This window comes from Pseudothauera lacus, from assembly GCF_003034845.1.
GTDB lineage: Bacteria > Pseudomonadota > Gammaproteobacteria > Burkholderiales > Rhodocyclaceae > Pseudothauera > Pseudothauera lacus.
Genome location: NZ_PZKC01000006.1, coordinates 129,952 through 143,769 on the forward strand (window position 1 = coordinate 129,952; position 13,818 = coordinate 143,769).

12 protein-coding genes are annotated in these 13,818 nt (G+C 66.6%); 4 read left to right on the plus strand and 8 right to left on the minus strand.

What is annotated here, in order from left to right; all coding sequences use genetic code 11:
* Nucleotides 1-158: 158 nt before the first annotated feature.
* From C8261_RS09170 to greB, 5 genes are all read right to left on the minus strand, one after another.
* On the minus strand, nt 159-1,262 hold the full coding sequence (locus C8261_RS09170) for an IS5 family transposase (protein WP_107493397.1): 1,104 nt from the start codon (nt 1,260-1,262) through the stop codon (nt 159-161).
* Between the two features lie 184 nt (nt 1,263-1,446).
* A complete protein-coding gene (locus tag C8261_RS09175) occupies nt 1,447-2,748 on the minus strand; it encodes a helix-turn-helix domain-containing protein (RefSeq protein WP_107493398.1) in 1,302 nt (433 codons plus the stop codon).
* Between the two features lie 294 nt (nt 2,749-3,042).
* A complete protein-coding gene (gene htpG / locus C8261_RS09180; protein WP_107493400.1) occupies nt 3,043-4,971 on the minus strand; it encodes a molecular chaperone HtpG in 1,929 nt (642 codons plus the stop codon).
* 75 nt (nt 4,972-5,046) lie between these two features.
* The gene (locus C8261_RS09185; RefSeq protein ID WP_107493503.1) at nt 5,047-6,681 is read right to left on the minus strand and encodes a methyl-accepting chemotaxis protein; all 1,635 of its coding nucleotides are present in this window, start codon (nt 6,679-6,681) and stop codon (nt 5,047-5,049) included.
* Nucleotides 6,682-6,854: 173 nt separating this feature from the next.
* The gene (gene greB / locus C8261_RS09190; RefSeq protein ID WP_107493401.1) at nt 6,855-7,409 is read right to left on the minus strand and encodes a transcription elongation factor GreB; all 555 of its coding nucleotides are present in this window, start codon (nt 7,407-7,409) and stop codon (nt 6,855-6,857) included.
* Between the two features lie 168 nt (nt 7,410-7,577).
* Here greB and C8261_RS09195 point away from each other — a divergent pair, with 168 nt between their 5' ends.
* The 3 genes from C8261_RS09195 to C8261_RS09205 are packed head-to-tail and all read left to right on the plus strand — an operon-like array spanning nt 7,578 to nt 9,939.
* Nucleotides 7,578-7,799, plus strand: a complete 222-nt coding sequence (locus C8261_RS09195) for a DUF465 domain-containing protein (protein ID WP_107493403.1) — start codon at nt 7,578-7,580, stop codon at nt 7,797-7,799.
* 17 nt (nt 7,800-7,816) lie between these two features.
* A complete protein-coding gene (locus tag C8261_RS09200; RefSeq protein ID WP_107493405.1) occupies nt 7,817-9,121 on the plus strand; it encodes an O-acetylhomoserine aminocarboxypropyltransferase in 1,305 nt (434 codons plus the stop codon).
* Between the two features lie 5 nt (nt 9,122-9,126).
* Entirely contained in the window at nt 9,127-9,939 is an 813-nt protein-coding gene (locus C8261_RS09205) for an alpha/beta fold hydrolase (protein ID WP_107493407.1), read from the plus strand.
* Nucleotides 9,940-9,952: 13 nt separating this feature from the next.
* On the opposite strand, the gene C8261_RS09210 is transcribed toward C8261_RS09205, so the two are convergent.
* Nucleotides 9,953-10,828 carry an endonuclease/exonuclease/phosphatase family protein gene (locus tag C8261_RS09210; RefSeq protein WP_235864879.1) on the minus strand — a complete coding sequence of 292 codons (876 nt, stop codon included), beginning with the start codon at nt 10,826-10,828 and terminating at the stop codon, nt 9,953-9,955.
* A gap of 147 nt (nt 10,829-10,975) precedes the next feature.
* Here C8261_RS09210 and C8261_RS09215 point away from each other — a divergent pair, with 147 nt between their 5' ends.
* On the plus strand, nt 10,976-11,845 hold the full coding sequence (locus tag C8261_RS09215; RefSeq protein WP_107493408.1) for an HDOD domain-containing protein: 870 nt from the start codon (nt 10,976-10,978) through the stop codon (nt 11,843-11,845).
* Nucleotides 11,846-11,848: 3 nt separating this feature from the next.
* On the opposite strand, the gene C8261_RS09220 is transcribed toward C8261_RS09215, so the two are convergent.
* Both C8261_RS09220 and C8261_RS09225 read right to left on the minus strand, forming a co-directional pair.
* A complete protein-coding gene (locus C8261_RS09220) occupies nt 11,849-12,343 on the minus strand; it encodes a hydrogenase maturation protease (protein WP_235864880.1) in 495 nt (164 codons plus the stop codon).
* Complete coding sequence (locus C8261_RS09225) at nt 12,321-13,799, minus strand: Ni/Fe hydrogenase subunit alpha (protein WP_107493410.1); 1,479 nt, start codon at nt 13,797-13,799, stop codon at nt 12,321-12,323. Before C8261_RS09225 ends, C8261_RS09220 begins: the two co-directional genes overlap by 23 nt.
* Nucleotides 13,800-13,818: the final 19 nt, after the last annotated feature.

The window sequence follows — 13,818 nt, forward strand, 5'->3', positions numbered from 1 at the left end:
GGCTGTTGAAAAATTGCCGTACGCCTCCGGCTCTTGCATGACCCGAACTTGAACGAGGATCAATCGTTGTGCTCAGCGTTGTCCAAACAGGCCCTTCGCAGAAGTTTGTAGGGCGCGCACTGAGGAATATCTTGTGTTCGTCGCGAGCAGCACGGTTTTCAAGCAGGAAAGATTGCGCGATCTGCAACGAGGTTATTTATCCGCGTGAGGTTGTAGGCGGCAAAGTTGAGCAGCGCATGCGCACGAATCTTATCCAGTCCGCGCAGCTTGATGCGCCCGAGCATGCCGATTTCCTTTACCCATCCGAAGGACTCCTCGATCATCTTCCGCCGGCGCAGGCTGACCGCGTATCCGTCGGTTGCCTTGACGTCCTCGGGCACCGCACTGTCACGGGTCTTGGCTGCAACATGCGGCAGAATGTCTCGCTGCTGCACCTGTTCGATGAAGTCGGCCACGTCATAACCGCGATCGGCCGCCACTGTAGGTGCATATCCCTTGCGGCCGCGAGTCACACTGCGCTTGAGCATCGTGAGGGCCGCTTCTCGCTCGGCCGTCCCGGTCGCCTGCGTCGTGTGCACATCGACGACCAACCCGTTCCGGTTCTCCCCAAGCACATGCGTCGTGTAGCTCAGATAGGCCACACCCGGCGTCTTTGTTGCCAGCAACGCCATGGGATCCGTGCGCGAAACGTGGGTCTGGTTCGAGCGCTTCTTACCCCGGAAATCGACTTCCGGGTTGCGTCCCTGATCGGGCCCCGGCGGCTCGTCGGAGCCATCGCGTGCTGCCATATTTTTGTGCGAGGCCCACGCGCGCAGCAACGAGCCGTCCACGCTGAAGTGCTCGTCCGACACCAAGTCGGCCCACTCGGCAATGATCAGCACGCCATCGAAAAAGCGCCGCATGATGCTCTCTTTGAGCAGCCGATCTCGGTTGGCGCTGAAGGTCGAGTGGTCCCACATCGGCTCGTCCATGCTCAGCCCGACGAACCAGCGATACATCATGTTGAAGTCGATATGCTCGATCAGCGCGCGCTCCGAACGGATCGAGAACAGGCATTGCACAAGCAACGCTCGCAACAGTCGCTCGGGTGGAATCGACGGGCGCCCGGCCTCGGCGTAAAGCTCGTCGAATTGCTGCGACATTGTTGCCAGCACAGTATCGGTCAGCCGCCGCATGCGGCGCAAAGGATGATCCGCGGCAATACGATCTTCAATGCTGATATAGCTGAAAAGGGATTGCTGCTTTCGATCGATGCCGCGCATCTCGATAATCGCTCAAACCATGACTGCGTAATTGTACCGGGCCGGAAAGCCTTGCCGTGCAAGGGAGCTACTATTTTTCAACAGCCTGCTAGCTGCATTTCTCACACCGCCCCCTGCTGCAGGGGTGCCTGGCGGGCTGGCGTCCGCTGCAGCGGGGGAAAGAGCGGCCCAGATCGGCGCGCTGCTAGTTCTGCCGTCGCCGATCGGCCTGACCCGGCAGGTCGGAGCGGATAGTCGTCATCACGACGCGGCATTCGACCCCCTCTTCGTCCGGCACCCCTTCCAGCCTGACCAGGGTTTCCGGATGCCGCGGTGTCGGCTTCAGCACGACTTCACAGTAACCCTTCTTCATCCCGCGGAGCACCTCATCGAGAAAATGAACAAAAAGCGGCAGGGAAATCTCGGCCAGCGATGTACCAAGACGGTGAAGTCCCTTCTGCGAGCGCTTGATGCCAAGCATGATGGCGGCGGTGAGATTGAGTTCGAGTACCGTACCCCGTGCGTCCACCGTCAGGTAGGGGACCGGCGCAAAGTCGTAGATGTCGGCGTAGCGGGCACGCAACGCATCGGCCTCGGCGTAGGCCCGACGAAGCTCTTCGTTATGCATCTCCAGCTCAATCTGATGCACTTCGAGCTCGTGCACCAGGCGAGCGGCATCCCAAACGGCATCCGCCCGAGGAGGCCGCACCTGATTGAGCAAGCGCTGCTCCGCGCGCCGGCGCAGCGTGGCCGGATTGGGACGAACGCGCCCCTTGACCGGCACGGCCGGATTCAGACCGAACAGCCGGTCGTACTCGGTGCGGACCACGCGGTAACACTCGCACGCCCGCGCTTCGAGCCCCCGTTGATCAAGAATCGTGATCTGTCCGCGCCGGTAACGGATCAACCCAGCGGCCTGCAGCTTGCCTGCTGCCTCGGTCACCCCCTCCCTGCGTACGCCCAGCATGTTGGCAATCAACTCCTGGGTCATGTCGAGTTGATTGCCGGGCAACTGATCGAGACTGAGCAACAGCCACCGGCACAATTGCTGGTCGACCGTATGGTGGCGGTTGCAGACTACCCCCTGCGCCATCTGGATCATCAACGCCTGCACGTAACCGAGCGCCAGTTGCTGCAGGCTGCCACCCTGTTCGAGCTCCCACGCGACGATTTCGGCACGCAGCCGGTAGGCGCTACCCTTGCTCTGCACCACCGCCATGTAGGTCGTCGTCTCTCCACCCAGGATCAGGGGAGTGCCGACCAGCCCATCCTTACCGGTCATTGCCAACTCGGCGGACGACCCATCCTCCGTGGTGAACACCATGGAAACGATGCCGGAAGTCGGAAAGTACACATGTTCCAGAGTGTCGCCGGGAGCGAAGAGCACCTGGCCCAGCGCCAATGGCACGCATTCGAGGTCGCCCTCAAGGCGAAAGTAGTCCGCATCCGGCAGTCGCGCGAGGATACGGTTCTGCCTCGGATCATTGCCCGGGGGCGGTGTAAGCATCCTGACTGTCCTCCGGTGGCAGTTTCGCAACGGCTCGGACGATGACGGGCGATCATCCGCTACGACAAGAGTAGTCCGAAAACACCTGAGCGAACGTCTGCTTACATCCCGACACCGCCGCCGGCTGCATGGCAGTCAGCCCACATCAGCGGGCCAGTGCCCGCGAAGCGGAGGCTCCCGGGCCGGGGTGGGGAGGGTGGGGATGGGTGCCCCAGCGGCGCCTGGGCCAAACCCATCCTGTCCGGAGGACTGGCTTTGCACCGCCAAGCTGTTCCCGGCCGGCCCGCAACCGCTTCAGTTGCCGCTCATCGCCAGCATCAACTGGTTGATGCGCTTGACGAAGGAGGCCGGGTCGTCCAGCGTGCCGCCTTCGGCGAGCAGGGCCTGGTCGAACAGCACCGCGGCCCAGTCGTCGAAGTTCTTCTCTTCGTACTTCAGGCGCAGCACCGCCGGATGGCTGGGGTTGATCTCCAGGATGGGCCTGGAGGCCGGGGCGTTCTGCCCGGCGGCCTTGAGGATGCGCGCCAGGTTCATGCCCAGGTCGTGCTCGTCGGCCACCAGGCAGGCGGGCGAATCGGTCAGGCGCAGGGTGACCTTGACGTCCTTGACGCGCTCGCCGAGGCTGGCCTTCATCTTCTCCAGCAGTTCCTTGTACTCGTCGGCGGCCTTCTCGGCTTCCTGCTTCTCGGCTTCGTCCTCCAGCGCGCCCAGGTCCAGGCCGCCCTTGGCCACCGAGACCAGCTGCTTGCCGTCGAACTCGGTGAGGTTGCCGGTCACCCACTCATCCACCCGGTCGGAGAGCAACAGCACCTCGATGCCCTTCTTGCGGAACACTTCCAGATGGGGGCTGTTCTTGGCGGCGTTGAAGGTTTCCGCGGTGACGTAGTAGATCTTGTCCTGGCCTTCCTTCATGCGGCCGATGTAGTCGGCCAGCGACACCACCTCATCCGGCGTGTCGGCGTGCGTGGAGGCGAAGCGCAGCAGGCCGGCGATCTTCTCCTTGTTGGCGAAGTCCTCGCCCACGCCTTCCTTGAGCACCTTGCCGAATTCCTTCCAGAAGGTGGCGTATTTGGCGCGCTCGGCTTCGTCCTCGCTGGTCGCCAGGCTCTCCAGCAGGGACAGCACCTTCTTGGTGCAGCCCTGGCGGATGGCGTCGATGTCCTTGGATTCCTGCAGGATCTCGCGTGAGACGTTGAGCGGCAGGTTGCTGGAGTCCACCACCCCGCGCACGAAGCGCAGATAGGTGGGCATCAGCTTCTCGGCGTCGTCCATGATGAAGACGCGCTTCACGTACAGCTTCACGCCATGGCGGGCGTTGCGGTCCCACATGTCGAAGGGGGCGTGGGCCGGCACGTAGAGCAGCTGGGTGTATTCCTGGCGGCCTTCGACGCGCGAGTGGGTCCACGCCAGCGGTTCGTCGTAGTCGTGGCCGACGTGCTTGTAGAAGGCCTTGTAGTCCTCGTCGGAGATCTCGTTCTTGGACTTCGCCCACAGCGCGCTGGCCTGGTTGACGGTTTCGTACTCGTCGCGGACCACCTGCTCCTTCTTCTCCTCGTCCCACTCCTCCTTCTTCATCTGGATGGGCTGAACGATGTGATCCGAATACTTGCTGATCAGGCTCTTCAGCTTCCACGACGACAGCAGGTCGTCCTGGCCTTCGCGCAGGTGCAGGGTGATGCGGGTGCCGCGCTCGGCGCGCTCGACCGGCTCGATGCTGTACTCGCCGGCGGTGTCGCCGCTCATCGCGCATTCCCAGCGCACGCCCTCAGCGGCGGCGAGGCCGGCGCGACGGGTATGCACGGTGACCTTGTCGGCGACGATGAAGGCCGAGTAGAAGCCGACGCCGAACTGGCCGATGAGGTGGGCGTCCTTCTGCTGGTCGCCGGTGAGCTTGCCGAAGAACTCCTTGGTGCCGGACTTGGCGATGGTGCCGAGGTTGGTCACCACCTCGTCGCGGCTCATGCCGATGCCGTTGTCGGTAACGGTGAGCGTGCGCGCATCCTTGTCGAAGTCGATGCGGATCTTCAGTTCGCCGTCGCCTTCGAACAGCTCGGCGCGGTCGAGCGCCTCGAAGCGCAGCTTGTCGCAGGCGTCCGACGCGTTGGAAACCAGTTCGCGCAGGAAAATCTCGCGGTTGGAGTACAGCGAGTGGATCATCAGGTGAAGCAGTTGCTTCACCTCGGCCTGGAAGTTCAGGGTCTGGGCAGTGGCGGTCGCGGACATCGATGAAACTCCGGTTATCAAAAGCAACGCGCCCCACATGGGGGCGCGTTGCGAGGTTTCAAGTCGGCCGTTGCTTCAGTAGCGGAAGCGGCTGACCAGATCGTGCAGATCGGCAGCCAGTTTCTCCAGTTCCTCCACCGCCCCCACCGCCGAACGCATGGAGTTGCTGGTGCCTTCGACCATCTGGGCGATCTGCTCGACCTGCTGGGCGATCGACGTGGACACCGAGCCCTGCTCCTTGGTGGCATCGGCGACGTCGCGGATGCGCTCCAGCGCCACATCCGTGCCGCCACGGATCTCGCGCAGCGAACCGGCCGCGCCCTGCACCAGTTCCACACCGTCCTTGACCTGTCCGGCCACCTGGCTCATCACCTCGACCGCACCATGGGTTTCGGACTGGATGCTGGTGATCATCTTCTCGATCTGCACCGTCGCCGTCGCCGTGCGTTCGGCGAGCCCGCGCACCTCGTCGGCGACCACGGCAAAACCGCGCCCCTGCTCGCCGGCACGGGCAGCCTCGATGGCGGCATTGAGGGCAAGGAGGTTGGTCTGTGCAGCGATTTCCTTGATGACGTTGGCGATGGTGCCGATCTCGTTGGCGCGTTCGACCAGCTGCTGGATCTTCTCCGCCGCGCGGTCGACGGTCGCCGCCATCGATTCCATCTCGCCCACCGCCTCGTCGGCACGGGCTTCGCCCTGCTCGGCGAGCACCGCGGCGCGCGCCGAGTTGGTTTCGGTCTCGCGCGCGCTGTCGGAGATGTGCGAGATGCTGACGGTCATCTCTTCCACCGCTGCGGCAATCGAAGATGCGGCATCGGACTGCACGTGGGAGGCCTCGGCGACCTGCTTGGACACCGCGGAGATCTCGCTCGAATTGCCGGCAACACGTTCGGCATTGACACCGATCTCGCCGACCATGCCGCGCAGGCGGCCGACCATTTCCGCCAGCGCGCCGAGCAGGCTGTCCTGCTCGCCGTGATTGACCCGCACATCGACGCGCAGATCTCCGCTGGCGACGCTGCGCATCACCTCGGTGGCATAGGTCGGCTCGCCGCCCAGTTGCGAGACGATGCTGCCCACCACCCGCCAGGCGACGAACATCAGCAAGGCCATGATGCCGACCACGAAGCCGGCGAACTGCCACAGATGGCGCATGAAGGCGTCGCCGATGTCATCGACGTAGATGCCCGAACCGACGATCCAGTCCCAGTCGCGGAACATCTTCACGTAGGAGATCTTCGGCTGCGGGGCGGTAGCGCCGGGCTTGGGCCACAGATAATCGACGAAACCCTCGCCCTGTCCCTGAGCGACGCGGACGAACTCGCGGAACAGGTACTTGCCGGTGGGGTCCTGGGTATTGCCGAGATTCTGCCCCTCAAGCTCGGGGCGGATGGGGTGCATGACGATCACCGGACCACTGTCGTTGATCCAGAAGTACTCGCTGCCGTCGTAGCGCAGGCCGCGCAGCGCAGCCTTGGCGGCGTCCTGCGCGGCACTGCGGCTGAGCGCGCCGGAACGCTCCAGGCCCTGGTAGTGGGCGATGGTACCGTGGGCAACCTCGACCAGGCTGCGCACCGCGCGCTGGTAGTCCGCCAGCATCTGCGCACGGTACTGCACCAGGGCCACCGCCGAGAGGATCAGCGTTCCCAGCAGTGCGATGACCAGTACCAGCACCAGACGGTGCATGACCGACATTGATTTGAGCGACATCATCTTTCCCCAGCTTCGGTTCCGGTACGACCCCGCCGCAGAATGGAAGGACGGCAAGGGCTTGCGCATGATTGACGGATGCTGCACCGCAAACTTTAGCCCACTGGGCGAAAAACCTCACCATCGGCGTAGGCATATAAGCGACACCGCAGCTTCAGCCGGGTCTTACACCCTCAGCGATAGGCGATATCCACCACCTCGATCTCGCGCACCCCCGCCGGGCTCATGAAGCGCACCAGGTCACCGATGCGGGCCTTGAGCAGCGCCCGCGCCAGCGGTGAAATCCAGCTGATGCGCCCGGCGGAGACGTCGGCCTCGTCCACGCCGACGATCTGCCAGGTCTGCTCTTCACCGCCCTGTGCATCGCAGATCGTCACCGTGGCGCCGAAGAACACCTGCCCGGTGTTCTCCTGCTCGGCCGGATTGACCACCGTGGCGTTCTCCAGGCGCTTGATGAGGAAGCGGATGCGGCGGTCGATCTCGCGCAGGCGCTTCTTGCCGTAGATGTAGTCACCGTTTTCCGAGCGATCGCCGTTGCCCGCCGCCCAGGCCACGGTTTCCACCAGCCGCGGGCGCTCCACGCGCACCAGCTGGTCGAGTTCTTCGTGCAGCACGTGGTGACCACGGCGGGTCATGTAGTTGCGGCTGCCCGGCGGTAGCCGCAGTGCCGGGGCGAGCGCCTCGTCATCGTCCTCGCCGCTGTCTTCCCTGACGAATGCCTTGTTCACCGTCGTCTTCCTGCTGCCTTCAAGGCGGCAATTCTATGCAGCAGCGAGTGCTGCAGGCAAACCAAGGATGACGCAGACTCGACGCTGCAACGATGGGTCGACTAAGATGGCCCCCGCAGAGAACCGATCAACGGGCGCAGAGGCGCCCCCGGCATGGCGGAGCGGGCGATGAGCGACAGCGACCACGGCTTTGAGGATGTCACCAGCCTGCAGGCCCGCCTGCTGGCGCTGCGCGCCGAACACCGCGACCTCGACGAGGCCATCGCCGGCCTCGGCGACGCCCCGCCGCAGGACGAACTGCTGCTGCGCCGGCTGAAGAAGCGCAAGCTCGCCCTGAAAGACCGTATCACCCTCATCGAGCGCATGCTCGAACCCGACGAACTGGCCTGATCCCACCCCGCAGACCGATGAGCGCATCCACCCCCTACGGCCGCGACACCCTCGCCCTGCACGCAGGGCAGTCGCCCGACCCCACCCACGGTTCGCGTGCCACCCCCATCCATTTCACCACCAGCCACGTCTTCAGCGACACCGCCGAGGCCGCCGAACTGTTCAACCTAGAACGCCCGGGCCACGTCTACGCACGCATCTCCAACCCCACCGTGGCGGTGCTGGAAGAACGCGTTGCCGCACTCGAAGGCGGTGTCGGCGCAATCGCCACTGCCAGCGGACAGGCCGCCCTGCATCTGACCATCGTCACCCTGATGGGCGCAGGCGGCCACATCGTCGCCTCGCGCTCGCTGTACGGTGGCTCGCACAACCTGCTCGGCTATACCCTGCCGCGCTTCGGCATCCACACCACCTTCGTCGACCCGCGCGACCCCGACGCCTGGCGTGACGCGGTACGCGCGGAGACGCGGCTGTTCTTCGGCGAATCGCTCGGCAACCCCGGGCTCGACGTGCTGGACATTCCCACCGTGGCGCAGATCGCCCATGCGCACCACCTGCCGCTGCTGGTCGACGCCACCCTGGTCACCCCCTGCCTGCAACGCCCCCTGGAGTTGGGCGCCGACCTGGTGATGCACTCGGCGACCAAGTTCCTCGGCGGCCACGGCGTGGCGGTAGGCGGCGTGCTGGTCGACGGCGGCCGCTTCGACTGGGAGGCCGCCGGCCTCTTTCCGACCCTCACCGAACCCTACGACGGCTTCCACGGCATGGACTTCGCCGAGGAGTCGCCGGTTGCCGCCTTCCTGCTGCGCGCGCGCCGCGAGGGTCTGCGCGACTTCGGCGCCTGCCTGTCGCCGATGAACGCCTTCCAGATCCTCCAGGGCCTGGAGACCCTGCCGCTGCGCATGCGCGCCCATGTCGACAACGCCCGCCAGGTCGCCGCGCATCTGGCTGCCCACGAGCAGGTCGCCAGGGTGGCCTACCCCGGGCTCGACGGCCACCCCGACCACGCCCTCGCCGCTCGCCTGCTTCCTGCCGGCGCCGGTGCAGTGCTGTCCTTCGAACTCAAGGGCGGACGCGCTGCGGGGCAGGCCTTCATCGAGGCCCTGCGCCTGTTCTCCCATCTCGCCAACGTCGGCGATGCCAAGTCGCTGGTCATCCATCCCGCCAGCACCACCCATTTCCGCATGTCGGCGGCCGATCTCGCCGCCGCCGGCATCGGCGAGGGCACGGTGCGCCTGTCGGTGGGGCTGGAGAGCCTCGCCGACCTGCTCGCCGACCTCGACCGCGGCCTCGCCGCCGCCGGCAAACTGAGCAGGACCTGAGCACCATGGACCTCAACGTACTTGGCCAACCCACGCGCATCTACTGCGGCGGGCGCAGCTTCGACCGCCGCCTGCCCGCAGTGGTGATGATCCACGGTGCCGGCCACGACCACAGCGTGTGGCAGTACCAGGCCCGCCATCTCGCCCATCACGGCTTCGCCGTCCTCGCCCCCGACCTCCCCGGCCACGGCGCTTCCGCTGGCGAAGCGCTGACCGGCATCGCAGCGCTTGCGGAATGGATAGAGGCCCTGCTCGACGCCGCCGGTGTCGCCCGCGCCGCCCTCGTCGGCCACAGCATGGGGTCGCTGGTGGCGCTCGCCTGCAGCGCACGCAGCCCGCGCATCAGCGCCCTTGTCCTGGTCGGCAGCGTCGCACCGATGCCGGTCGCCGCGCCGCTCCTCGATGCGGCACGCAGCCAGCGCGCACGCGCCCACGCCATGATCAACCAGTGGTCCTACGTCCCCACCAGCCATATCGGCGCCAGCGCTTGCCCAGGGCTGTGGCTGCCGGGTCTCAATGCCGCCCTCATGGCGCGCCAGCGCGAAGGGGTGCTGGCCGCCGATCTGGCCGCCTGCAACGCCTACACCGATGGACTCGAAGCCGCCGCGCGGGTTGGCTGTCCGACCCTGGTGGTGTGCGGCGAGCGCGACCAGATGACGCCGCCACGGGCCACCCGCCCGCTGCTCGACGCCCTCGCCAGGGGTGGCGCCGCAGTGCGCCTGCACACCCTCGCCGGCGCCGGCCACGCCATGATGGCCGAAGCGCCGGGAGCGCTGGGCGACGCGTTGCGCGACTTCCTCGGCAGCACGACAGGCTGAAGCGCTGACCGGCTCAGCCTCCCGGGGCGCTGAAAAGGTCGAGGGTCACCGGCTGGTGGTCGGATGCGGCCGTACCGCCATCGACCGCCACGTCGGCCAGACGCGGCAGGAGTTCCCCGGTAACGCAGAAATAGTCGCAGCAGTAGGCCCGTTGCGGCCATTCGGCGCCGTGCAGGCCCACCGTGGGCGCGTGTGGCAGATCGCCATGGCAGGCCACCCAGGCATCGTGCCAGTGCGGGCCGGCGCGCAGCGCGGCGTGTTCGGCACTGCCCGGTTCGCAGTTGAAGTCGCCGCACAGCAGCGCCGCGGGCGGCCGCGGCCAGGGCGCGAAGCTGGCATTGCCTTCCTTGACGCGCGGCGCCGCGGCGACCCGCGCACTGTCCACGACGGACTCCTGCAGCGCGCACAGCGCCTGCACCTGCGCCATGCGCTGGCGCGCCGAATAGTATTCGAGGTGGGTGGTGAGAACGCGCAACGGCCCCCATGGCGCCTCCACCACCGCCTCCACGCAGACCCGCTGCATCGACGGCAAGCCGCCATCGGCGGGGGCCGGCAGCAGATGGCGGTAAACCTGCCCGAGCGGCAGGCGCGACAGCAGCAGATTGCCGAAACGCGCCCGCCCGCCGGCGCTGCCCGGCACATCCACGCCGGCGCCGAATACCGCCTGATAGCCCGGGAAAGCCGCCCGCAGCAGCGCCACCTCATCCTCCTCCGCCCCGCCGGGCAGGCCGGGGAAGCAGCAGGCGACCTCCTGCAGGCAGATCAGCGCGGCGCCCTGGGCGCCGCCCAGCGCATGCAGGGCATCCACTGTACGGGCCAGATCCACCCGCCCGTCAGCACCCCTGCCCCACTGGATGTTCCAGCTGATCACGCGCAAGGTCTCGTTCATCCTCATCCCCTCAACATCAACGGCTGACACCAGGTTCTTCATTCTGCCGCATCAGTGTGACGGCACGGCGGATACCGCGCCCCAGCTCACTCACACGAAGGGCGGCGAATCGTCGATAATGGCCGTGCTACACACCGGAACACGCACATGCACTCGGCCCAGGAACTGGTTTCGCAACTCGACGCCCTCGCCTCGCTGCCCACGGTCTATCACCGCATCCGCGAGGAACTCGATTCACCCGAGGGCTCGGTGACCGAAGTCGGCCGCCTGGTGTGTGCCGATCCGGCGCTCTCCGCACGCATGCTGCGCGTCGTCAACAGCGCGCTGTACGGCTATGGCGGACAGGTCGAGACGATCAACCGCGCGGTGCAGATTCTCGGCCTGCAGCAGGTACACGACCTCGTGCTGGCAATGTCGATCAGCTCGGTGTTCGCCGGCATCCGTCCGGAAAACATGGACATGTACCGCTTCTGGCGCGGCAGCGTGATGTGCGGCCTGGCCGCGCGCAGCATCGCCCGCGGCAGCGGCCTGCCGTCGGCGGACCGCATGTTCGTGGTCGGCCTGCTCGCCGACATCGGCCACCTGGCGATGTACCAGCTCGTCCCCGAACTGGCCTGGCAGGCCCAGCAAGCGGCCGTCAGCGGCAGCGAGGACGTTGCCGCCGCAGAGCGCCGCATCATCGGCTGTGACCATGCCGAGGTGGCGGCCACCCTGGCCGACCACTGGCGCCTGCCGGCAAGCTTCGCCACCATCCTCGGTGCCCAGCTCAATCCCCGCCTGGGAGGCGAAAGCAGCTTCGACGCCGCCATCATCCACGTCGCCGGCCGCATCGTCCTCGCCGACCGCGACGGCGAGCCGAGCGCGGCGGCAGCGGCACGCATCGAAGCTGCGGTGTGGCAGCAGTTGCAGATGTCGCCGGACAGCTTCGGACGCGTCCGCGAGGATGCCGAGCTCAATCTCGCCGCCTTCGTCGCACTGTTTTTCCCCAGCCTCGCCGCCGCCCATCACCACCGCTGAACATCAGCCGCACAGGCTGCGCCAGGCCGTGACCTGCGGAGTGCCCAGCAGCCGCGCGAGGAATGCCTGTGCCGCAGTCTCGGCAGCCTGCGCGGCGCCCGACAGCGGGGCGCCCAGTTCGAAGTTCTCCCCGGCCACGCCGAGCACGAAGGCCGGCGGCGGCGTGCCGCGCAACTGGCGGTAGACACCCAGCACGGCGGCCGGAGCGAGCGCATGCGAGAAGGCCGCGCGGCCGTCGACGGGGGCGATCTCGACGAAACGCAGGGCGGCATCCTGGCGCTGCGCGGCATCGACGAAGAGCACCAGGTCGGCGCCGTCGATGTCGAGCGCATGCTCGATCTGCAGCTGGAAGTCGCCCACCACGCGCACACCCGCCGGCGCCGCCTGTTCGACCGCACGCGCCAGCCGCGGGCCAAGGGCGTCGTCGCCGCGCGATTCGTTGCCGACCGCGAACATCACCACCGTCGGCAAGGCTTCAGCCACAGTGGGTGGATTCACGCACCACACGGTCCACACACTGACCGTCGGCAGTGCTCAGCTCAACCACCAGCGGCATCTGCCCGAGCGCATGGGTGGCGCAGGACAGGCAGGGGTCGAAGGCGCGCACGGCGACCTCGATGTGATTGAGCAGGCCTTCGGTGAGGCGCCGGCCGGAAAGGTAGCGCTTGGCGACCTCGCGCACGGCGGTGTTCATGGCCTGGTTGTTGTGGGTGGTGGAGACGATGAGATTGCACATCGTCACCAGGTCGTCCTCGCCGATGCGGTAATGGTGGATCAGCGTGCCGCGCGGGGCCTCGATGATGCCCACCCCTTCACGGCGCCGGGTGCCGGTGGTGAGCAGTTCGCCGCTGCGCAGATCGGGATCGTCGAGCAGTTCGCGGATCACCTCGGCGGCATGCAGCATCTCGATCATGCGCGCCCAGTGGTAGGCCAGCGTGGCGTGCACCGGACGACCGCGACCGTGATCGATGAATTCGCGCCGCTCGGCTTCGGCAAAGGGCGTGGGGATGAAGTCGCAGTTCTGCACGCGGGCCAGCGGACCGACCTTGTACCAGCCCTGCTCGGGGCCACGCGCGCGCATGAAGGGGAACTTCATGTAGCTCCACGACTTGACCTCCTCGCAGATCACGCTGGCGTAGTCCTGATCGCACAGGTGGTCGATCAGCACCTTGCCGTCGGCATCGCGGAAACGCAGGTCGCCGTCGTACAGATCCATCGCACCGTCGGCACGGACCAGGCTCATCATCGCCGACTCGAAGCTGCCGAAGACGTCGTAGAGGGCGGGATCGGCGCGATGCAGGCGCTTCACCAGTTCCACCGCCGCACGGCTCCAGTCCACGATCTGGTTGATGTCGCGGCTGAGCAGTTCGTGGTCGGCGTCGGCAAGGTGGCGGTTCATGCCGCCGGGGACCGCGCTGGTGCCATGCACCTTCTTGCCCGCGGTGGCACGGATGACCTCCTGGCCGTACTTGCGCAGCAGCACGCCCTGGCGGGCGACCTCGGGGTGCGCGGCGGCGACGCCAACGATGTTGCGGCGCGCCACTTCGGAATCGAAGCCGAAGAGCAGATCGGGCGAGGAAAGGTGGAAGAAGTGCAGCGCATGCGACTGCAGCATCTGCCCGTAGTGCATCAGGCGGCGCATCTTCTCGGCGCTGGCGGTGACCGGTGTCGCCCCCACGGCAACGTCGAGCGCCTTGGCGGCGGCGAGGTGGTGGCTGACCGGGCAGATGCCGCACAGGCGCTGCACCATCACCGGCACCTCCCAGTACGGGCGGCCCTGGATGAAGACCTCGAAGCCACGGAACTCGACGATGTGCAGGCGGGCCTCGCGCACTTCGTCGTGCTCGTCGAGGAGCAGGGTGACCTTGCCGTGCCCCTCCACCCGCGACACCGGGTCGATGGCAACGCGGCGCAGGGTGTCGCGGTTCTGTGCGGTTTCCAATTCGAAACTCATCGGCGTTCGTCCTGCGCGG